Source organism: Rhizobium sp. P2_G9 (genome assembly GCF_056403475.1).
In genome coordinates this window covers 116516-135848 of sequence record NZ_JBFUFK010000012.1, presented here as the reverse complement: position 1 = coordinate 135848, position 19333 = coordinate 116516, and the positions used below count along the sequence as shown (strand labels likewise).

Sequence of the window (19333 nt, the reverse complement as noted above, 5' to 3'; positions counted from 1 at the left end):
GTCGATCAGTCCATCAGCTTCGGAATGGCCGGCACGTTCTGTTCCGGGCCCATGGCGGTGTAGCCGCCGTCGACGCAGATATCGGTGCCGGTGACGAAGCTGGCATTGTCGGAAAGCAGGAAGGCGATGGCCTCGGCGACCTCTTCGGGATTGCCGGTGCGGCCGAGCAGATGGAAGGGTGCGGCGACCTTGTCAGTCTTCTCGCGATTGTCATGCGTGAGCTGCACCATGATATTGCTCCAGGTCCAGCCCGGCGAGACGGCGTTGACGCGGATGCCGTCCGGCGCCAGGTCCATCGCCTGATTGCGGGTGAGCTGCAGGATCGCGGCTTTCGACACCGGATAGACCCAGCGGCCGGTCTGGGCGACCCGGGCCGAGATCGAACCGAAATTGACGATCGCGCCTTTGTTGGCCTTGAGGTGCGCCCGCGCCGCCTGCATCAGCATCACGGAGCTGACGATGTTGATATCCAGCGCCTTCAGCCAGTCAGCGCGGCTGGTCTCCGCCCCGTTGTCGAGATAGGTGCAGGCAACGTTGACGAGGAAATCGAGCCGGCTGGTGGTCTCGACCGTTTTTGCAACGAGGGCGGCGATCTCGTCATCACTGGTGATGTCAGTCCGGATGAAATGCGCCAGGTCGCCGAGACGGCTAGCCGCTGCGCTACCGTCAGCCTCGTTGATGTCGGCGATCACCACTTTCGTTCCATAAGCGATCAGCGTTGCGGCCGCAGCCTGGCCGATCAGCGTCGCGCCACCGGAGATGATCGCCGTCTTTCCAGTCAATCCACGCATGGAATTCCCCATTCTCTTGTCAGGATTTTTTTGCAGGCGAATGTATCGACTTCTAAATCACACCCGACGCGACCTGCGTCGTGGTGAAACCGCCGCCGACATAGACAAGCGGCTCGGCATTCACTCGGCCGCTCACCGTCTTGCGGACGCGGCCGATCAGGATCACATGCGTCGCGAATTCGACCGCCTGGTCGAGATCGCAGTCGAAACTGGCAATGGTACCACTCAGAACTGGCGCACCGGTTTCATGCTCCTCCCAGGCGCCCACCTGGAAGCGGTCGCCGGCGGCGAGCCCGCTGCGGCCGGCAAATGTCTCGGCCACCGTCTGCTGCTCGCGCGAAAGCACATTAACACAGAAATTGCCGCTCTGCGGGGCGAATTGGCCGACCCAGGTGTCGCGGTTGATGCAGGCGATCACCGCGGGCGGCTCGACGGTGAGCGAGCAGACGGCGGTGGCGGTGACGCCGCGCGGCTCGCCATTCGTGCCCCGCGTGGTCACGACGGTGACGGCGCCCGCCACCTGGCGCATTGCTGAACGGAACTCTTCCCTGTCCATGGTCAAAACCTCCCGGACTTCCATTCGTTTGAAATTTAAAGTATGTTGATGATCCGCTCGGAAAGCTGTTTTCACAATCCGGATTGCGCGAGCCACTATCCGGATCCGGCAAGGCTTTCTCGATAGCATGAGGGGACCCGATGCAGATAAAGCATGTGCCGCTTTCCCGTTTCGCCGCCGTCGACACACGCTCGCCGGAGGATGCGCGTGACGCGATCGGCCGGATTTTCTGCCCGCATTTCCTCAACCCGCTTGAGCGCGAGCCGAAGCTTTTTCACGCCCGGCATCACACGGTCGTGCAGGCCGATTATTCGGTCAATTTCGTCTCCTACGGATCGACGGTCGAGATCGATCCAGGAGAATTGTCGCGCTTCTTCCTTTTGCAACTGCCAATCGCGGGCTCGGCCACGGTGCGATGCGGCACGCAAGTGGCGGAGGTTAGCTCCGGTATCTGCGCTTCGCTGCTTTCGCCGACGCTCACCTCGCGCATGGTCTGGCACGAGGGCTGCGAAAAGCTTATCATTCTCATCCGCCGTGAGGCTTTGGAGGCGCAGTTCGAGAGCCTGACGCATCAGACGAGCCGGGCGATAGAATTCGATACGGCTGTCGATCTCACCGGTCCGGTCGGCTTGGCGATCCTGCAGCATGCACAACTCATGCTCATGGCCGCCGAAACCAGCGACCGGATTGCCGATGCGTACAAGGCCACGCTCCGGGACGGCATGAACACCTTGCTGCTGACGGGGCTTGCCAGCAACAAGACGGCTTCGTTCTCGCGGCCGGTGCCGGCCGCCGATCCGATTGCCGTGCGTCGCGCGCAAGAATTCATGGATGCACATGCCGAACGCGCCATCGCCATGGCCGAGATTGCCGCGGCGTCGGGCGTATCGCTGCGCTCGCTTCAGGATACATACCGTAAGGTAAGGGGCATGACGTTAGGTGAGGGGCTGTTGGCGCTCAGGCTCGCACGATTCCGCGCCAACCTGCTTGCGCCGCAGGAGAACGTCTCAGTGGCTGACGCCGCCTTTGCTGCCGGGCTTGGCCATCTCGGTCGCGCCGCCGCGGCCTATCGCGACTGTTTCGGCGAAACACCGTCCGAAACGCTGCGCCGGCGAAAATGACAGGCGGACCGTTGGCGGTCCGCCCATCTCATACCGGATCGCTCATTTTTCCGGACTCTTCGGGTCCCAGAGCTTTGTCTCGGATGTCTTTTCATATTGCATGCCGTTCGGATAGCTGATCGCCTCGAACTGCAGACCCCAGGGCGCCTGGAAATACATGATCGTCTGGCCACCGGCTGGACCGTCCTTGATCGGGATCGGCCCCATGCGGGTGGCGATGCCTTTCTTGTCGAGATAGGCCTTGGCGGCAGCGACGTCATCGACGTAGAAGGCAATGTGAAAGGCGCCGATGTCACTGTTTCTCTGCACGATCGTCTTCTGGTCCGGCGCCGCATATTCGAACAGTTCGATATTGGAGCCAAAGCCGCAGCGCACCTGGGTGATCTTCTTGATCACAGCCTTGGAATCGACGCCGAGCGCGTCGGTCATGAACGTGCCCTTGCCGTCGGAAAACGGGCCGAAGGACATGGCGGCCTTGCAACCCAGCACATTGGTGAAGAAATCCACAGCCTTGTCCATGTTCGGGACCGTCACGCCAGTATGATCGTGGCCACGCAGGCCGGGCATCGAGTCTGCATGCGTAAGGCTGGCGCCGGCCAGCATGACCGCCGCGGTCAGGGACGTCATCAGAAGATATTTCATGGTCAGTTCCCCTTTCGTGATGCGGGCATGGCTTCGCCGATCGCCGGCGCCCGCAGGTCCGGCGCGGTAGAGATGAAATGCACTCAAATCACACCGCCAGGGGCGGTGACTTCAGGCCACGGCGTCGTCGACGGGGCTTTGCCGGTCGAGCCAGTCGGGGTCGATTTCCGGCAACGGGATCGCGTCGAGAAGCGCGCGGGTATAATTGGATTTCGGCGCGGCGAAGACATCCTCGCAGCGGCCTTCTTCGACCACGCGGCCGAAGCGCATCACATAGACCCGGTCGCAGACGGCGCGGATCACCGACAAGTCGTGGCTGATAAAGGCCATGGCGAGGCCCATGTCACGCGACAGATCGCGCAACAGATTGAGCACCTGCGCCTGGGTCGAGACATCGAGACCGGATACAATCTCGTCGGCGAGGACGAAATCCGGCTCCAACAGGGCAGCGCGGGCAATGCCGACGCGCTGGCGCTGGCCGCCGGAAAGCTCATGCGGATTGCGGTCGAGCACGACTTTCGGCAGCGCAAACCGGTCGAGGATTTTCTGCACCCGCTCTTCCGCCTGCCGTGCATTGGTGGCCAATCCATGCAACAGGATCGGCTCGACCAGGATTTTCCGCACCGAATGGCGCGGGTTGAGCGAGGCCATCGGGTCCTGAAAGATCATCTGCATGCGCCGGCGTAGCGGCCGCATCTCGCCGTCGGGGAGCTGCGTGATGTCGCGGCCGTCGAAGCGGATTTCTCCGGCGGAGGCGTCGACCAGCCTCAGCAAAGCGCGCCCGAGCGTCGTCTTGCCGGAACCGGATTCGCCGACAATGCCCACCGTCTCGCCACGACGGATCGAGAGATCGACACCGTGCAGCACCTTGTGGCCGGCGCCCCCGAACAGCCGGTTGGCGCCATAGGTGACCTCGATGCCGCGAGCGGTGAGAAGATCGTCTGCCATCACTTGATCCCGATCTCGGCGCGCAATTGTTCGAACACGGTTTGCGGCACGGGCTCAAGCCCGGCATTCGGCTGATCGTAGCGCGGGCCTGCGGCGAGCAGTGCCTTGGTATAGGCATGTCGGGGAGCGACGAGCACATCGGCCGTGCGGCCTTCCTCGATCACCTTGCCGGCATAGAGCAATGTCACGCTGTCACAGATCTGGGCGACGACACCGAGGTCATGGGTGACGAAGATGACGCCGGTGCCATAAGCTTTCTGCATCCCGCGGATCAACCGAAGGATCTGCTTTTGCACGGTCACGTCAAGCGCAGTCGTCGGCTCGTCGGCGACGACCAGTTTCGGCTCGAGTGCGAAAGCCGCGGCGATAAGCACACGCTGGCGCATGCCGCCAGACAGTTCGTGCGGGTAGGAGCGCAGCACGCGTTCCGGCTCGCGGATATGCACTTCATCGAGCAACGAGGTAGCGCGCGCGTGTGCCTGTTTAGAGGAAAGGCCACGACGCATGCGAAGCCCGTCGGTCAGTTGCGCCTCGATCCGCCGGCCGGGGTTGAGTGCTGTCTGCGGGTCCTGCGGGATCAGCGAAATCTCGCTGCCCATGATGTTGCGTAGCGCTGGAGCCGGCAAGGTGAGCAGGTTCTTGCCTTCGAAGAGGATCGTGCCGGCTGTCACCCGGACGGTACGGGGCAGGATGCCGAGCAGCGCCTTGGCGATGGTGGATTTGCCGGCGCCGCTTTCGCCGACAAGGCCGCGCACTTCGCCACGTGCGAGCGACAGCGCCACATCGCGCAGGATGGGCGCGCCGCCATCGCGATCCGAAACTGCCGAGAGCCCGGCTATGGAAAGCAGCGTATCGATCATCGGCGCATCATCGGGTCGAGCGCCCGGCGCAGGCCGTCGCCGAGTTGGTTGAAGGCAAGTACGGTGAGCAACAACATCACCAGCGGCGCCACCATCACCCACCAGCCTTCATAGACGATCTGGCGGCCCTCGGCGATCATCCCGCCCCAGGTCGGCGTGTCGGAGGAGACCGAAAGGCCGACGAAGGAGAGGATGGCTTCGACGATCACGGCTATGCCCATTTCCAAGCTGACGAGCGCCACGAGAACAGGAGCGACATTCGGCAGGATTTCCGAGATCAGGATTCGGAAGCGCGGGAAGCCTATGGTGCGCGCGGCGGTGACATAGTCCATGCTCGCCTGCGCCATGGTTTCGGAGCGGACGACGCGGCAGAAGCGCGTCCAGTCGATGATGACGATCGCAGCGATCACCGAATGCACACCGGAGCCGAAGACCGCGACGAGCAGGATAGACAGCAGCACCGGCGGAAAGGCCATCCAGATATCGACGAGCCGCGAAATCACAACGTCGACCCAGCCGCGATACCATCCGGCAAGCAGGCCGAGCGAGGTGCCCAGGAGAGCAGCAAGGCCAGCGGCGATGAAGGCGACGGTGAGCGCGATCTGGCTGCCATAGATCAGTCGCGACAGCACATCACGGCCGAGATCGTCAGTGCCGAACCAATAGCCGGCTTCGGCATCGGTGAAGCCGGCCGGCGGAATGGTGCCGAGAGACAGGTCCTGTTCCAACGGATCCTGCGGGGCGATCCAAGGCGCCAGGATGGCAAGGGCGATCAGGATCATGATGAAGCCGCCACCGAAGATGACCTTGGGGTCGGAAAGAGCAGCGCGCAGCAACTTACGCATGGCGCAGCCTCGGATTGAAGGCCGCGACCAGCAGGTCGACCAGCAGGTTGATGATAATGAACAGAGCGCCGAAGACCAGCACGAGGCCCTGGATCAGCGGCAGGTCGCGATTGATCACCGCATCGATCGCCATATTGCCGATGCCGGGATAGGCGAAAATCCGCTCGATGATCACGGTGCCGCCGATGAGAAAAGTGAATTGCACTCCGGTGAGCGCGATGGTCGGGCCAACGGCATTGCGCAGCGCCTCCTGCAGGATAAGCCGGATCGTCGACATGCCCTTAAGGCGCGCGAGCAGGATATAATCCTGCACCATGGCTTCGAGTAGCGCCTCCTTGAGTACGCGGGCAATGATAGCGGCCAGCGGTAAAGCGAGCGCCAGCACCGGCATGATCATGTGCGCTGCGATATCGCCGAATTCGGTGAAGCGCAGCCGCATAAGGCTTTCGATGAGATAAAAAGGGGTGACGAAATCGATCTGCGTGGTCGGATCGATGCGGCCGGACAGTGGCAGGACGGGAAAAAAGACGCCGAGAACCAGAACCAGCACCAGCGCCCAGACGAAATCCGGCACTGCCAGCACCGTACCGTTGACGGTATCGACCACCGGCTCCAGCGGTGTGCGCCGAACCAACGTGCCAAGGATCGCAACGGCACCGCCCAGCAGCATGGCAAAGATCAGTGCGGCGACGGCCAGTTCCAGCGTCGCGGGCAGGCGTTCCGCCAGCAGTTCGAGAACATTGCGCCTGAGCGAGATCGACGTGCCGAAATCGCCCGACAGGATGGCCTTCAGCCAGATCCAGAACTGGCTCATGATGGTGCCATCAAGACCGTAATGGGCGCGCATCTGGGCGATCTGCTCCGGCGTCGAGCCGGGCGAGATCATCATGGCGATCGGATCGCCGGGGACGACACGCAGCAGCACGAACACCACGATCGCCACGCCGAGCAAGGTGACGGCGGCGAGCAGGAGCCGGTTGAGGATGGAAAGGGCAAGCATCAGACAATAATTCCGCGCCGCGCCGGTTTTTCGGGCGGCAAAAGCGTAAAGAAGGCAGGGTGAAGCCACAAGAGTGCGCAAGTCAGGATATGCGGTGGCAAACCGTCAATCATTTTGGATCTCCCCACGACCTGCAGCGCTGTCACATATCGGCAAAACGTCGAGTTTGGCGGAGACGCCGGCCAGGGGCTCCCTCTTCTCCCCAGCGGGGAGAAGGTGGCCCGAAGGGTCGGATGAGGGGGCTTCCCGCGTGGGACGGCCCCCTCATCGCCTCGCATTCGCTCGGCACTTCTCCCCGCTGGGGTGAAGAGGGAGCAAGTGGCTCGCCCAGCGGACTTCCCATACGCGATAGCCCTGCCACCGCCTGGGAGAGGCAATCAACTCGCCAAGCCGACCAGGCCAATCAAGCCTTCGCCACCAGCGTCGGCTGCAGTGCACCCGACACATTCGGCGTCACCTTGACCGACTTCTTGTAGAGGATCGGCTGCGCATATTGCAGCAGCGGGATCACATAGCCCTGTTCGGCAATATATTTGTCGACGGCCTTCCAGCCGGCGATACGCTTTGCCTCGTCCTTCTCGCCCCAGAGCGGCCCGATCTTGCTGTCGAGGTCGTCGGTGTTCCAGACCGAGTGCGGCGAGGGGCCGAACATGGCAAAGCCGGTCGAAGTGGTCGGGTCGCCGATCGCATTGCCCCAATTGTAGAAGGCGGCCGGCGCCAGCTTGTCGGCAGCGCGCAACTCATAATGCTTGGCGATTTCGTAGACTTCGATCGTGGCCTCGATGCCGACCTTGCGCCACATGCCGACAATGGCCTGGATCATTTCATAATCCTTGGGCTTCAGGCCGCGCGTCGTCTGGATGGTGAACTTGGCCGGCTTGTCCTTGGAGTAGCCGGAGTCGGCCAGCAGCTTCTTAGCAAGCTTCGGATCGTGCAGCACCTTGATCGAGGCGTCATAGGCAGTGTATTCCGGCGTCTCCAGCGTATCGATCGGCACGCCGTAGCCGCGCAGCAGCTTCTTGACGATCGCCTTCTTGTCGATCGCGTGGCAGGCGGCGAGGCGGACGTTCTTGTCGAGCATCACCTCGATATTGTTGATGAACAGCATGCCGATATCCGAGACCGGCTTGCAGACGCCTTGAAGACCCTTCTTGCCCTTCAGCCGGTCGTAATCCTCATAGGGGATTTCAAGCGTGATATCGGAGGAACCGGATTCGATTTCGGCGACGCGGCTGGTGGCATCCGGCACGAACTTGAACACGACGGTGTCGAAGGCCGGCTTGCCGCCATAATAATTCGGATTGGCCTTGAGACGCAGGAAGGCATTGCCTTCATAGGCATCGAACATATAGGGGCCGGTTCCGATCGGCTTCTTTTCGAAACCTTCCGCGCCAACCTTTTCGTAATAGGCCTTCGGCAGGACATAACCGGTGAGGAAGGCCATCCACATGAAATAGGTGGGTTCGAAGCGGACGACATCGCCGGTGATCTTGTTGCCGTCGACCTTGTAATTGTTGGCCGTCGACCAGATGAACTGGATCGGATTGCCGGTCTTCTCATTGGCGGCGCGGTTGAGCGACCAGACGACGTCTTCGGCGGTGAACGGCGAGCCATCGTGCCACTTGACGCCGTCGCGGACTTCCATCCACACCCTGGTCTTGTCGTCGTTCCAGCCCCACTTGGTCAGAAGACCGGGCTGGAATTTCAGGTCCGGACCCTGGCCGACATATTGATCGAAAATCGAGCGGTAGATCGCCTGGATCGTCGGATTGACAGCGGATGGACCGACCGTCGGGTCGAAAGACGGCAGGTTGACGTTGAAAGCGATCGTCAGCGTATTGGCGTCTGCGGCCAACACCTTGGTCGTGCCAGCAAAGACACTCGTCAAGAAGCTTGCAGCGCCCAGTTGGAGGGCCTGCCGGCGTGTAATATCGAACATTTCAGTTCTCCCTCGTTCCCCTGTTCCCCGACGCCCGGTTTCCTCCGCGGACGCCGCCGATCAATTTTTTATCGGAATGTTTTAATCTTAAAATTTTTGCAGATTGGTGGCAAGTGGATTCTTGCGCGACCCATCGCTGAAATGGAGTAAATTCATCGCTGATCGCGATCGGTCGCGAACAATTATATGCGTAAGCATATAACTGGAACTGAGTACATGCACGACAATGCAGCGCACACATTTGTAATTTGACAAAGACCGGCCTCGAGAAATATGCTCTTGCAAATGAATGACGTCAGACCTCTTCGAAGAGGCAAGGGGAATTGGAATGGCTGAGAGATCATTTGCGCGCGAGGTCGAGGACCTCAAGCTTGGAGAAGGCGACATCTTCCGCGGCGAGGGCATTCTCGCCATCACCAAGGCGCTGCTGCAATCGGGCGTTTCCTATGTCGGCGGCTATCAGGGCTCGCCGATTTCGCATCTCATGGACGTGCTGGCTGATGCCAAGGACGTGATGCAGGATCTTGGCGTACATTTCGAGACATCGGCTTCGGAAGCGGCTGCCGCCGCAATGCTCTCGGCCTCGGTCATGTATCCCGTCCGCGGCGCGGTGACCTGGAAGTCCTCGGCCGGCACCAATGTCGCCTCCGATGCGCTCTCCAACCTCTCCTCCGGCGGCGTCACCGGCGGGGCGCTGATCATCATCGGCGAGGATTATGGCGAGGGCTCCTCGATCATGCAGGAGCGCAGCCATGCCTTCGCGATGAAGTCGCAGCTATGGCTGCTGACGCCGCGGCCGAACCTGCCGTCGATCGTCCGCGCCGTCGAAGAAGGTTTCGAACTTTCCGAGGCATCGAACACGCCTGTCATGCTGCAGGTCGGCATCCGCAGCTGTCACGTCCACGGCCAGTTCGTCGCCAAGGACAACAAGCGGCCGGCCCATTCGCTCAAGACCGCGCTGGAAAACCCGGTCCGTGACGTCAATCGCATCGTGCTGCCGCCAGCCTCCTTCATGCATGAAAAGGAGAAGCTGGAGAAGCGCTGGCCAGCCGCCGTCGAGTTCGTCAAGAGCCGGGAGTTGAATGAGTATTTCGGCCCGAGCGAGGGTGAGATCGGCATCATCCTGCAGGGCGGCCTGTATAACGGCGTCATGCGCGCCCTGCAGCAGCTCGGTCTTGCCGATGTCTACGGCAATTCGTCCGTGCCGCTTTATGTGCTCAACGTCTCCTATCCGCTGGTGGATGACCAGATTGCCGATTTCTGCATCGGCAAGCAGGCCGTGCTGATGGTGGAGGAGGGGGCGCCGGAATATATCGAGCAGGCGCTCAACACTATTCTCCGCCGCCGCGACATCCAGACGAAGGTGTCGGGCAAGGACGTGCTGCCGATGGGCGGCGAATATACCGCGCCGGTTCTGGTCAAGGGCGTCAAGGCCTTCCTCGAAACCTATCAGCGCGTCCTGCTCGGCAACCAGCCGCCGATTCCCGACCCGTCGCCGATCCTCAAAGATCCGAAGATCAAGGCGCTTGCCGAAGTCGTGCCGCCACGGCCGCCGGGTTTCTGTATCGGCTGTCCGGAGCGGCCGATTTTCGCGGCGATGAAGCTGGTTCAGAGCGAACTCGGCGAGCATCATGTGTCGGGCGACATCGGCTGCCACCTGTTCTCGATCCTGCCGCCGTTCAATATCGGCTCGACCACCATGGGCTATGGCCTGTCGCCAGCCGCGGCCTCCGCCTTCAACGTCAAGGCCGACAAGCGCGTGATTTCGGTGATGGGTGACGGCGGCTTCTGGCACAATGGCCTGGCGACCTCGATCGGTAATGCCGTGTTCAACAAGCAGGATGGCGTCATCCTCGTGGTCGACAATTACTATTCGGCGGCGACGGGTGGCCAGGACATCATGTCCTCGCGTGCCGTCAATCCGCGCCGCAAGACCAACAATTCGATCGTCGATGCGGTGAAGGGCATCGGTGCGACCTGGGTGCGGCAGATCGACCGGACCTATGACGTCGCCAAGATGCGCAACACGCTGCGCGAGGCGCTGACCACCAAGGAAGAGGGACCGAAGATCATCGTCGCTTCCTCCGAATGCATGCTCAACAAGCAGCGCCGGGTGAAGCCGCAATTCGCCAAGGCGGTGAAGGACGGCAAGCGCATGGTCAAGGAGCGTTTCGGCGTCGACGAGGATGTGTGCACCGGCGATCACGCCTGCATCCGTCTCTCCGGCTGTCCATCGCTGTCGGTCAAGCATACTGATGATCCGCTGAAGGACGATCCGGTGGCGGCGATCGACAACAATTGCGTCGGCTGCGGCAATTGCGGCGAGGTGTCGGAGGCGGCCGTGCTCTGTCCGTCCTTCTATCGTGCTGACATCATCCACAATCCGACCGGCTTGGATAAGTTCGTCAAGAACCTGCGCAGCAAGGTGATCGGTTGGCTGCAGGCGCGCCGCGCTGCATCCCGCATCGTGTTTTCGGATTGAGGAAAGCCCCATGAACGAACATGTCTCCTTGAATGCCGACAACACCGCTCGCCTCGCCACCGACAAGCCTCTGTCGCTTGCCATCCTCGCCATGGGCGGGCAGGGCGGCGGCGTGCTCGCCGACTGGATCGTCGATCTCGCCGAGCGCCAGGGCTGGATGGCGCAGACGACGTCTGTGCCGGGCGTTGCGCAGCGCACGGGCGCCACGATCTACTATATCGAGATACTGCCGGAGAAGGACGGCCATGCGCCGATCTTCTCGCTGATGCCGACGCCCGGCGATGTCGACGTGGTCATCGCCGCCGAACTCATGGAGGCCGGCCGCTCCGTCCTGCGCGGCCTGGTGACGCCGGACAGGACGGTGTTGATCGCTTCGACGCACCGCTCCTTCGCGGTGGCCGAAAAGCAGACGCCCGGTGATGGCATCGGCAATCCGGAAGTGGTGATCGATGCCACCGATTTCGCCTCCAAGCGGACCATCGCGTTCGACATGGAAACCCTGGCCGTCAAGAACGGCAGCGTGATTTCCGCCTCGATGTTCGGTGCGCTTGCCGGTTCCGGGGCACTACCGTTCGGCAAGGAGGCTTTCGAGGCGACAATTCGTGCCAGTGGCAAGGGCATCGAGCCGAGTCTCAAAGCGTTCAACGCCGCTTTCGACCGGGCGCAGAACAAGCCGCGCGACGAAGTTTCGGCCAAGCCGGTGAAGCGGCTCGACCCGCTGCCGCAGTCGGTCGGCCATCCGGTGCTCGACAAGCTGGTCAATCGGATCCGCAACGACTTTCCGGCTGAGGCCCAGCCGCTGTTGTTCGCCGGCGTCAAGAAGCTCACGGATTTCCAGGATCCGGACTATGCCGGTGAATATCTCGACCGGCTGGAACAGCTTCTCGCACTCGACAAGGCCAGTGGCGGCGAGGCAAGGGGATTTGCCTTCATCGTTCAGGCGGCGAAATATGTCGCTGTCGCCATGACTTATGACGACGTGATCCGCGTTGCCGACCTGAAGGTGCGGCAATCGCGCTTCGAACGGGTGCGCAAGGAAGTCGGCGCCAAGGACGACCAGATCGTCTACATGACCGAATATATGCATCCGCGCATGGAAGAGGTCTGCGGCACGCTGCCCATGGGCCTCGGCCTCTGGATCGAGAGCCGGCCGAAACTGTTTGCCTGGCTCGACCGGCGCGTCAACAAAGGCCGGCGGGTGCAGACGGGTACGCTCTTCTGGTTCCTCAGCCTCTATATGGTATCGGCACTGCGCGGCCGCCGGCGCGGCACGCTCCGGCATATGCGCGAGAACCAGCATATCGATGCCTGGCTCAAGACCGCGACCGACCTCCTACCGAAAAACTACGACCTCGCCGTCGAAGTGCTCAATGCCCGGCGCCTGGTCAAGGGCTATTCGGACACGCATTCGCGTGGGCTGTCGAAGTTCGACAGGGTCATGTCGGCCCTGCCGATGCTGGTGGCGCGCGACGATGGGGCGGACTGGATGAAGCGGTTGAGGCAGGCAGCTTTGTTGGACGAGAACGGCATTGCGCTCGACGGCGCATTGAAGACGATTGCGACGCTATAATTGGCTTTTGTAAAGTCTCTCCTGTCTCAAAACCGGATTCTGCCAGAATTTCCGCTTATTCGGCAGGAAAATATTAACTTTTGCGCCAGGAAATCAGCTTGTTGCAAGCTTACTGTTTTAGAACAAAAGAATAGCAGGGGTTATCGACCCGCTCGCTGTCGCCGCCACGCTGCCGATATTCGGGGGAGCGGATCCGGCGTTCGGAGGACAAGATGGATTATGACTGGACGGGAGCGCGAACCCGCAGGCTCGCGCTGTTGAAGTGGACGTCTTTCCTTCTCGGCGCCGGCCTGCCGCCGACGCTGCTGTTGTGGCTGCACTTCGTGCAGTGACGCTCGCCGTCAATATTTCCAGCCGGCTTCCTTGGAGCATTCCTCCTGTGCGTCGGCATGGCTTTTTTCCCAAGCAGTGATCGACACCGAGAAATCATTGGCCTTGCCGCTGGCGCATTGGCAATAGGTTTCGAGCGTCTGCTTGCTCTGGCCGGCATCGGAATTGTCGTCGATGCACTGGTCGATCTGCGCGTCTTCGTCATTGTTGGCGTAGACTGGGCTCGAAAGTGCTACGGCTCCGAGCAGGCTGGCGGCGAACAGGATGGTCAGCGAAATTTTCATGGCATATCCCCCAATTGATGCGTCGACCATCTGCGGGCGAGCGATTCCGACGCGGGCGGATCGTAGCCTGTCTTTGCGACAGTTGCTCCGACCATTTTTGGGATGTTTGAACCAAGCAACCGTCCGCCCCGTGAAAAAGGGTGGCAGGATCGGCTCGATAGAGGGTGATTGAGAAGGATTGTGCTTTTGAAGTCGACGTTGAGGTAGTGCGTGTGGAATCACTGCCAATCCAGACTCTGAGTCTCCCCGCGGCCGGTTCAGACCATGATCCCGGCCCTCTATCCATCTGCTGATGGAAAATGAACGTCGAGGAGCAAGAAGGCTGCGGGGCGTCGTTTCCGCCCTGTGCCTGGCGGGGCAGCGATCCGCCTCCGGCAAGATAAGCTTTTATTATCAATATGTTCCCAAGGCTTTGTATTGCCGCAAGATCGCCGCGAAGCAGTTCGCCGGCAAATATTTGAATATAAGTCAATCGCACATGCTGCAACGCAAGGGCGCAAGTCAGCCTCGCGCAAGCTTCGAGTGGTTAATGGGGGTTAACTTCTCTTAACAAGTTTTACCGCCATGCAAATCCAGACAAGCTCGAACAGCTACAATCAGGCCCCGCGGCCTTCCGGCCAGGAGCGAAAGTCCGCTGAAACCGAGGCGAACGGCACGTCGAGCCGCGTTCGTCGCGACGACGCGATCACCGGTAGCCAGGCAGTGCTCAGCAATTCGCTTGCCGATGCGCTTTGGTCGATCCATCAGTCCTCCACGGTTGAGGACCAGCCGTCCTATGCGACGGTGGAAGATATCTATCGCGCCTACGCGAACTGACCCAGAACGCCTTTAGAAGTAAACGCTGAGCGCCGCACGGATATCCGCAAGCGGCGCTTTTGCATTTGTCCGGTCGAATGTCTGGCCGGTGATCATCTCATAGGCATGGATGTAGACCTCCGATGCCTGGGCGACCAGTTCCTCCGGAATCACCGGGATTTCATCCTTATAGGGATCGCAGCGCTCCGCCACCCAAGCGCGGATGAAGTCCTTGTCGAAACTCTGTGGCCTTGTGCCGTTGGCGAGCGCGGTCGGATAAGTTTCCGCCATCCAGTAGCGGCTCGAATCGGGCGTATGGATTTCATCGGCGAGGATAATATTGCCCGCCGCATCCGTGCCGAACTCATACTTGGTGTCGGCGAGAATCAGGCCGCGCCTGGCGCTGAGTTCCTGGCCGCGCTTGAACAGTGCCAGCGCGTGGCGTGTCACCATTTCCCATTGCGCTTCCGTCAACAGCCCGCGTTCGAGAATCTCGGCGCTGGACAAGGGCTCGTCATGGCCGCCGTCGAAAGCCTTGGTGGTGGGTGTGATGATCGGCTCGGCAAGCTGTTCATTGTCGCGCATGCCGTCCGGAAACTTGGCGCCATACATGTCGCGCTCGCCGACCTTGTACTTCGTCAGGATCGAGGTGCTGGTGGTGCCGGCGAGATAGCCGCGCACGACCACTTCCACCGGCAGGATATCGAGCCGCTTGCCCACCACGACATTCGGATGCGGATAGGCGACGACATGATTGGGGCAGATGTCGGCGGTCTGTTCGAACCAGTGGCGCGCTGTCTGCGTCAGCACACGGCCCTTGAAGGGGATGGCCGTCAGGATGCGATCGAAGGCGCTCAGGCGGTCGGTGGCGATGATGATGCGATTGCCATCCGGGAGATCGTAATTGTCGCGGACCTTGCCCTTGTAATAATTGGGCAGCTCCGGGATATGGGCATCGTCGAGCACAGCGGGCAGGGTCATCGGCACAACCTCTTCATGGGTTTATCGCCGCGATAAATCAGCGCCCCGGCCAAAGGTCAAGTGCCGCCTGGCCGCCGTCGAGATTTCTGGTGCAAGCTCAATGGGTGCTGAGCGTCTTCGGGCGGTATTTGCCTTTGCTTTCCAGGCTGAAATTCTCGCTGACGGCCGGATGCCTGAAAGGATCGCCGCTCTCGTCGATCACCAGATTCTGCTCCGAAACATAGGCGACATAGGCCGTTTCGGCATTCTCAGCATAGAGATGGTAAAAAGGCTGGTCGCGCGACGGACGAACTTCGACCGGAATGGAGTTCCACCATTCTTCCGTATTGGCAAATTCCGGATCGACATCGAAAATCACCCCCCGGAAGGGGAAGAGGCGATGCTTTACCGCCTGGCCGATCTGATATTTTGCAACGCGTTCACGCATGTCCTTACCTCGTATCCACACCGTAAATGTGGTGAAAATCGATCAGGTTTCAAGACAAATCGCACTGCCACGAGCGCGTCATAATAGCGTTACAATTGTGGCAGCCTTATTGCCGGGCGGAACAATATCGTGCATTTTCCAATGCATGGCGTAAGAAGAAGAAAAAGCGACAGGCAGGGGTAGGGCGTGGTCAATCAGTGGGGTAGGGATGGCAATAGCGGCTCGGGCAATGCGAGCTCTCGCTCCGCCGCAGGCGTCGTTATTCCAGCAGTCATTGCGTTGATTCTCGGTGTTGGCGGCGGCTATGCCGGCGCCCGCTTGATGAGCGGCGTTTCGGAGACGGACATTGTCGCGCGAGACAAGCGCATCGCCGAGCTGAGCAAGACGCTCTCCGATATCAAGTTCGACAGTCAGAGCGCCCCAACCCAGCAAACCGTGTTGCAGCAGCGCGTCAAGGACCTGCAGAGCCAGGTCGACCAGTTGAAGCGAGAGAAGAACGCGTTGCGGACGAATACGGATCAGCAAAACGCAAAGGCGAAGGATGACGCGGCGGCCGAGATCGCGGCGCTGAAAAAGACGATCGAAGAGGCCGGCGACCTTTCCGGCGAGCTCACGCGCACCAAAAAATCGATGAAAACCTCCCAACTGCAGATCGTCGAGCTCAACAAGACCGTCGAGGACCAGAAGGCTGAGATCGGCAAGCTGCAAGCCGCGCAGCAACAGGCAAACGATTCCGGCAGCCCGGCGCTGGTGCTGCTCCAGGCCCAGAAAACCATGCTGGAGTCGCAGCTTGACGATGCCAAGAAAGCTGCGGCGGACATTCCCGAACTGAAATCGCGGATCGCCGCGCTCGAAGATCAGGTCACCAAGGCTTCGGATGATTCCGACCAGAAGGCTGGGCAGATTTCCGCATTGCAGAAGCAGAAGGACCAGTTGCAGGCCAAGCTCGACGCCGCAAGCAAATCCACCGATGCCGCCGATCAGCAGGCGCGAAAAATCGCCGACTTGCAAAAGCAGCTCGACGATATGGCGCAGAGCCTTGCCGCGCGTGACGACGATGCGCGCCAAGCCGACGACAGCCTCAAGGCTGCTCGCGCCGATCTTGAAAAATCACGGGACAACGTCAAGACACTGACCAAGCAGAACACAACGCTCACGACGGATCGGGACGCGCTTCAAAAGCAAGTCGCGTCGCTCAAGGATACAGTTGCTGCGCTGAAGACAAAGACACCACCTGCCAACGACCAGACACCCAACAACTCGACCGATAACGGCCAGGACAATAGCGGCCTGACGCCGCGGAACAGTGACGATGTGCAGAAGGCGGTCGCCGACCTACCCGGCTTCGACGGGCTGACGCCGGACAAGCAGGCCCTGCTCACCAATATGCTCGTCAAGGGCGCCTGCGTCACCGATTCGCTCAAGGCAGCCTATGGCCACGTTTCGCCGATTTCATTGCGCAGCCTTTTCCGCAACCTCGGCGGCAGCTGCTGAACAGGGAGGATAGAATGCGGATTTTGACGATGATCGGCTCAGCGGTTCTCGCGGCGGGCCTCATCTGCCTGCCGGCGAGAGCGGCCGAGGTCGAGAAGAACATCATGACAGGCGGCCCGACCGGCACCTATATCAAGATCGGCCAGGACATTGCCCGCCTCGGCAAGCAATGCGGCCAGACACTGAACGTGATCGGCAGCGCCGGCTCGTTGGAAAATTTCCAGGGCGTGCGCAACCGCAAGAACACCCAGTTCGGCATCGTGCAAAACGACCTGCTCGACTATCTCAAGACGTTCGAAGCCAAGGATAAGGATATCCAGCAGGCAGTGCGCGGCGTGCGCATCATGTTCCCTCTTTATAATGAGGAAGTGCATGTTCTGGCTGTGAGCTCCGTCGCCAATCTCGAAGGTCTTTCCGGCAAAAAGGTTGCGATCGGCGTCAAGGACAGCGGCACCTACCTGACCGCGACACTGATGCTCGACATTCTGCGAGTGAAAAACGTGCAGAAGGTGCTGCTCAATCCGGATCAGGCGCTGCCGAAACTCCAGTCGGGCGAAATCGACGCCTTCTTCTATGTCGCCGGCGCCCCGGCGTCGCTGTTCCAGAGTGCCGGTATCGATGCGACGAAATTTCACCTGCTGCCGATCAAGGAAGCGCCGCTGCTCGCTACCTATATTCCAAGCACTATTCCCGCCGGCACCTATCCGTTCGAGAAGGATGCGATCGATACCGTGTCGGTGAAGGCGGTGCTGATGACCTTCGAATATGACAAGAAGCGCAATGCCTATCAGCGCGACAGCTGCAAGGCGGTCGCCGATTTCTCCAGCCTGATCCTCAACAATCTCGACCAATTGCAAAAGACCGGCCATCCGAAGTGGAAGACTGTCGACCTGACGGCGCTGCCGCCGGGCTGGAAGGTCGGCGCCTGCGTCAAGGAAGGCATGGCGCTCGATTACAAGCCGACCTGTGCCGCTGAAAGCAAACCGGCCAGCGATGACCAGTCCGGCGATAACGACGACTACCTCAATCTGCTGAAGCAGCGGCTCAAGAAGTAAGCGCCCTGAGCCGCCTGTCGATGTAGCGCCTTTCGGATGCCAGGAGATCGAAGCTCCTGGCATCGGCATAGGCGGCAGCCGCACCGGCGGTGTCACCGGCGCGATCGAGGAAATCCGCCTTGGCGAAATGCGCGAACTTGTAGCTGGCGAGCTCGCCTTCGGTAAGCCGGGCGATGATTGGCAGGGCAGCCTGCGGGCCGTCGCGCATGCCGAGTGCGATGGCGCGGTTCAGCTCTACGACCGGACCGGGATCGGCGAGCCGTAAAAGGTCATAGAGCGCGACAATTTGCGCCCAATCCGTTCGGTCCGCCTCTGTCGCACGCGCATGCTCGGCCGCGATTGCCGCCTGCAGCACATAGGTCGAATAGGGTGGATGCCCCATTGCCTCATCGACCAGTTGAAGACCTTCCTTTATAAGATCGGCATCCCAGAGGCCGCGATCCTGGTCGGCGAGCAGGATAATGTCGCCACCGGCATCGAAACGGGCTGCCTCGCGTGAACGCTGGATCAGCATCAGGCCGAGAAGCCCATCGATATCGGGCGACGGCGCCGTGGAACAGATGAGCCGCGCCAGGCGGATCGCCTCACCGCACAGTTCGCTACGCAGCACCTGCGTGCCGGCCGAGGCGGAATAACCCTCAGAAAACACCAGATAGACGACGCGCAGCACGACGTCGAGGCGCTCGTCACGCTCCGCCCCTTCGGGCACGGCATAGACGATGCGCTCCTCTCGGATACGATTCTTGGCGCGGACGATGCGTTGCGCCACTGTCGTGGGCTTCGTCAGGAAGGCGGCCGCGATCGCCTCCGTCGTCAGGCCGCAGACCTCGCGCAGGCAGAGCGCCGTCTGCGCGTCGGCAGGCAAGGCCGGATGGCAGCAGACGAAGATCAGCCGCAGCATGTCGTCGGGCATCGTCTGGTCCTCGTCGGCTTCGGGCGCGGCTTCAAGCTCCTGCAGGGCCGACAGTTCAGGCGTGATCGCGTGAAAGCGCTTGCGACGCCTGAGCATATCGATCGCCTTGAAACGTCCCGTCGACACCAGCCAGGCGCGCGCATTGCGCGGCATGCCCTGCTGCGGCCAATGCTGCGATGCCGCAAGGAACGCCATCTGCACAGCCTCCTCGGCGAGATCGAAACTGCCGAGCAGGCGGATCAGGGTAGCGAGAACCTGTGGCGCTTCGCGGCGGTAGACGGCGTCGATCGATTCCATGGC

Annotated in this window: 19 protein-coding genes; 7 read left to right on the top strand and 12 right to left on the bottom strand. The window is 61.0% G+C overall.

Going from position 1 to position 19333, the window contains the following annotated elements; translation table 11 throughout:
• Positions 1 to 5: 5 nt before the first annotated feature.
• On the bottom strand, positions 6 to 791 hold the full coding sequence (locus tag AC1DYF_RS12335) for an SDR family oxidoreductase (protein WP_477877022.1): 786 nt from the start codon (positions 789 to 791) through the stop codon (positions 6 to 8).
• A 52-nt stretch (positions 792 to 843) separates the two neighbouring features.
• A complete protein-coding gene (locus AC1DYF_RS12330) occupies positions 844 to 1347 on the bottom strand; it encodes a flavin reductase family protein (protein WP_477877021.1) in 504 nt (167 codons plus the stop codon).
• A 140-nt stretch (positions 1348 to 1487) separates the two neighbouring features.
• Between AC1DYF_RS12330 and AC1DYF_RS12325 the strand changes: the two genes are divergently transcribed.
• Positions 1488 to 2468 carry an AraC family transcriptional regulator gene (locus tag AC1DYF_RS12325; RefSeq protein WP_477877020.1) on the top strand — a complete coding sequence of 327 codons (981 nt, stop codon included), beginning with the start codon at positions 1488 to 1490 and terminating at the stop codon, positions 2466 to 2468.
• A 42-nt stretch (positions 2469 to 2510) separates the two neighbouring features.
• On the opposite strand, the gene AC1DYF_RS12320 is transcribed toward AC1DYF_RS12325, so the two are convergent.
• The 6 genes from AC1DYF_RS12320 to AC1DYF_RS12295 form a co-directional block, all read right to left on the bottom strand.
• Positions 2511 to 3071, bottom strand: a complete 561-nt coding sequence (locus AC1DYF_RS12320; protein ID WP_477877055.1) for a VOC family protein — start codon at positions 3069 to 3071, stop codon at positions 2511 to 2513.
• Between the two features lie 150 nt (positions 3072 to 3221).
• On the bottom strand, positions 3222 to 4058 hold the full coding sequence (locus tag AC1DYF_RS12315; RefSeq protein WP_477877019.1) for an ATP-binding cassette domain-containing protein: 837 nt from the start codon (positions 4056 to 4058) through the stop codon (positions 3222 to 3224).
• Positions 4058 to 4918 (bottom strand): ABC transporter ATP-binding protein, encoded by an 861-nt coding sequence (locus tag AC1DYF_RS12310; protein ID WP_477877018.1) that lies wholly within the window; start codon positions 4916 to 4918, stop codon positions 4058 to 4060. Before AC1DYF_RS12310 ends, AC1DYF_RS12315 begins: the two co-directional genes overlap by 1 nt.
• The gene (locus AC1DYF_RS12305; RefSeq protein ID WP_477877017.1) at positions 4915 to 5763 is read right to left on the bottom strand and encodes an ABC transporter permease; all 849 of its coding nucleotides are present in this window, start codon (positions 5761 to 5763) and stop codon (positions 4915 to 4917) included. The genes AC1DYF_RS12310 and AC1DYF_RS12305 overlap by 4 nt, the downstream gene beginning before the upstream one ends.
• Complete coding sequence (locus AC1DYF_RS12300; RefSeq protein ID WP_477877016.1) at positions 5756 to 6763, bottom strand: ABC transporter permease; 1008 nt, start codon at positions 6761 to 6763, stop codon at positions 5756 to 5758. Before AC1DYF_RS12300 ends, AC1DYF_RS12305 begins: the two co-directional genes overlap by 8 nt.
• A 403-nt stretch (positions 6764 to 7166) precedes the next feature.
• Positions 7167 to 8702 (bottom strand): ABC transporter substrate-binding protein, encoded by a 1536-nt coding sequence (locus AC1DYF_RS12295; protein ID WP_477877015.1) that lies wholly within the window; start codon positions 8700 to 8702, stop codon positions 7167 to 7169.
• Between the two features lie 328 nt (positions 8703 to 9030).
• Between AC1DYF_RS12295 and AC1DYF_RS12290 the strand changes: the two genes are divergently transcribed.
• On the top strand, positions 9031 to 11184 hold the full coding sequence (locus tag AC1DYF_RS12290) for a thiamine pyrophosphate-dependent enzyme (protein ID WP_477877014.1): 2154 nt from the start codon (positions 9031 to 9033) through the stop codon (positions 11182 to 11184).
• Positions 11185 to 11194: 10 nt separating this feature from the next.
• Entirely contained in the window at positions 11195 to 12754 is a 1560-nt protein-coding gene (locus tag AC1DYF_RS12285) for an indolepyruvate oxidoreductase subunit beta family protein (RefSeq protein WP_477877013.1), read from the top strand.
• Positions 12755 to 13095: 341 nt separating this feature from the next.
• Here the strand turns inward: AC1DYF_RS12285 and AC1DYF_RS12280 are convergent, their stop codons facing one another.
• A complete protein-coding gene (locus tag AC1DYF_RS12280; RefSeq protein ID WP_477877012.1) occupies positions 13096 to 13368 on the bottom strand; it encodes a hypothetical protein in 273 nt (90 codons plus the stop codon).
• Between the two features lie 292 nt (positions 13369 to 13660).
• On the opposite strand from AC1DYF_RS12280, the gene AC1DYF_RS12275 reads away from it, so the two are divergent.
• The gene (locus AC1DYF_RS12275; RefSeq protein ID WP_477877011.1) at positions 13661 to 13918 is read left to right on the top strand and encodes a hypothetical protein; all 258 of its coding nucleotides are present in this window, start codon (positions 13661 to 13663) and stop codon (positions 13916 to 13918) included.
• A 14-nt stretch (positions 13919 to 13932) separates the two neighbouring features.
• Positions 13933 to 14184, top strand: a complete 252-nt coding sequence (locus AC1DYF_RS12270; RefSeq protein ID WP_477877010.1) for a hypothetical protein — start codon at positions 13933 to 13935, stop codon at positions 14182 to 14184.
• Positions 14185 to 14196: 12 nt separating this feature from the next.
• Here AC1DYF_RS12270 and AC1DYF_RS12265 read toward each other — a convergent pair whose 3' ends face one another.
• Together AC1DYF_RS12265 and hspQ are read right to left on the bottom strand one after the other, a co-directional pair.
• A complete protein-coding gene (locus AC1DYF_RS12265) occupies positions 14197 to 15144 on the bottom strand; it encodes a phosphoribosylaminoimidazolesuccinocarboxamide synthase (RefSeq protein WP_477877009.1) in 948 nt (315 codons plus the stop codon).
• A 97-nt stretch (positions 15145 to 15241) separates the two neighbouring features.
• Positions 15242 to 15571, bottom strand: a complete 330-nt coding sequence (hspQ, locus tag AC1DYF_RS12260; protein ID WP_477877008.1) for a heat shock protein HspQ — start codon at positions 15569 to 15571, stop codon at positions 15242 to 15244.
• 186 nt (positions 15572 to 15757) lie between these two features.
• On the opposite strand from hspQ, the gene AC1DYF_RS12255 reads away from it, so the two are divergent.
• Together AC1DYF_RS12255 and AC1DYF_RS12250 are read left to right on the top strand one after the other, a co-directional pair.
• Positions 15758 to 17065 carry a hypothetical protein gene (locus AC1DYF_RS12255; RefSeq protein WP_477877007.1) on the top strand — a complete coding sequence of 436 codons (1308 nt, stop codon included), beginning with the start codon at positions 15758 to 15760 and terminating at the stop codon, positions 17063 to 17065.
• Positions 17066 to 17079: 14 nt separating this feature from the next.
• Entirely contained in the window at positions 17080 to 18120 is a 1041-nt protein-coding gene (locus AC1DYF_RS12250; protein WP_477877006.1) for a TAXI family TRAP transporter solute-binding subunit, read from the top strand.
• Here AC1DYF_RS12250 and AC1DYF_RS12245 read toward each other — a convergent pair.
• Positions 18110 to 19330 (bottom strand): RNA polymerase sigma factor, encoded by a 1221-nt coding sequence (locus AC1DYF_RS12245; protein WP_477877005.1) that lies wholly within the window; start codon positions 19328 to 19330, stop codon positions 18110 to 18112. The genes AC1DYF_RS12250 and AC1DYF_RS12245 overlap by 11 nt on opposite strands.
• Positions 19331 to 19333 lie beyond the last annotated feature (3 nt).

Bases quoted from the DNA above. Each gene is read 5' to 3' on its own strand.
- AC1DYF_RS12335 (WP_477877022.1), bottom strand. From the start codon at position 791: ATGCGTGGATTGACTGGAAAGACGGCGATCATCTCCGGTGGCGCGACG.
- AC1DYF_RS12330 (WP_477877021.1), bottom strand. From the start codon at position 1,347: ATGGACAGGGAAGAGTTCCGTTCAGCAATGCGCCAGGTGGCGGGCGCC.
- AC1DYF_RS12325 (WP_477877020.1), top strand. From the start codon at position 1,488: ATGCAGATAAAGCATGTGCCGCTTTCCCGTTTCGCCGCCGTCGACACA.
- AC1DYF_RS12320 (WP_477877055.1), bottom strand. From the start codon at position 3,071: ATGCTGGCCGGCGCCAGCCTTACGCATGCAGACTCGATGCCCGGCCTG.
- AC1DYF_RS12315 (WP_477877019.1), bottom strand. From the start codon at position 4,058: ATGGCAGACGATCTTCTCACCGCTCGCGGCATCGAGGTCACCTATGGC.
- AC1DYF_RS12310 (WP_477877018.1), bottom strand. From the start codon at position 4,918: ATGATCGATACGCTGCTTTCCATAGCCGGGCTCTCGGCAGTTTCGGAT.
- AC1DYF_RS12305 (WP_477877017.1), bottom strand. From the start codon at position 5,763: ATGCGTAAGTTGCTGCGCGCTGCTCTTTCCGACCCCAAGGTCATCTTC.
- AC1DYF_RS12300 (WP_477877016.1), bottom strand. From the start codon at position 6,763: ATGCTTGCCCTTTCCATCCTCAACCGGCTCCTGCTCGCCGCCGTCACC.
- AC1DYF_RS12295 (WP_477877015.1), bottom strand. From the start codon at position 8,702: ATGTTCGATATTACACGCCGGCAGGCCCTCCAACTGGGCGCTGCAAGC.
- AC1DYF_RS12290 (WP_477877014.1), top strand. From the start codon at position 9,031: ATGGCTGAGAGATCATTTGCGCGCGAGGTCGAGGACCTCAAGCTTGGA.
- AC1DYF_RS12285 (WP_477877013.1), top strand. From the start codon at position 11,195: ATGAACGAACATGTCTCCTTGAATGCCGACAACACCGCTCGCCTCGCC.
- AC1DYF_RS12280 (WP_477877012.1), bottom strand. From the start codon at position 13,368: ATGAAAATTTCGCTGACCATCCTGTTCGCCGCCAGCCTGCTCGGAGCC.
- AC1DYF_RS12275 (WP_477877011.1), top strand. From the start codon at position 13,661: ATGGAAAATGAACGTCGAGGAGCAAGAAGGCTGCGGGGCGTCGTTTCC.
- AC1DYF_RS12270 (WP_477877010.1), top strand. From the start codon at position 13,933: ATGCAAATCCAGACAAGCTCGAACAGCTACAATCAGGCCCCGCGGCCT.
- AC1DYF_RS12265 (WP_477877009.1), bottom strand. From the start codon at position 15,144: ATGACCCTGCCCGCTGTGCTCGACGATGCCCATATCCCGGAGCTGCCC.
- hspQ (WP_477877008.1), bottom strand. From the start codon at position 15,571: ATGCGTGAACGCGTTGCAAAATATCAGATCGGCCAGGCGGTAAAGCAT.
- AC1DYF_RS12250 (WP_477877006.1), top strand. From the start codon at position 17,080: ATGCGGATTTTGACGATGATCGGCTCAGCGGTTCTCGCGGCGGGCCTC.
- AC1DYF_RS12245 (WP_477877005.1), bottom strand. From the start codon at position 19,330: ATGGAATCGATCGACGCCGTCTACCGCCGCGAAGCGCCACAGGTTCTC.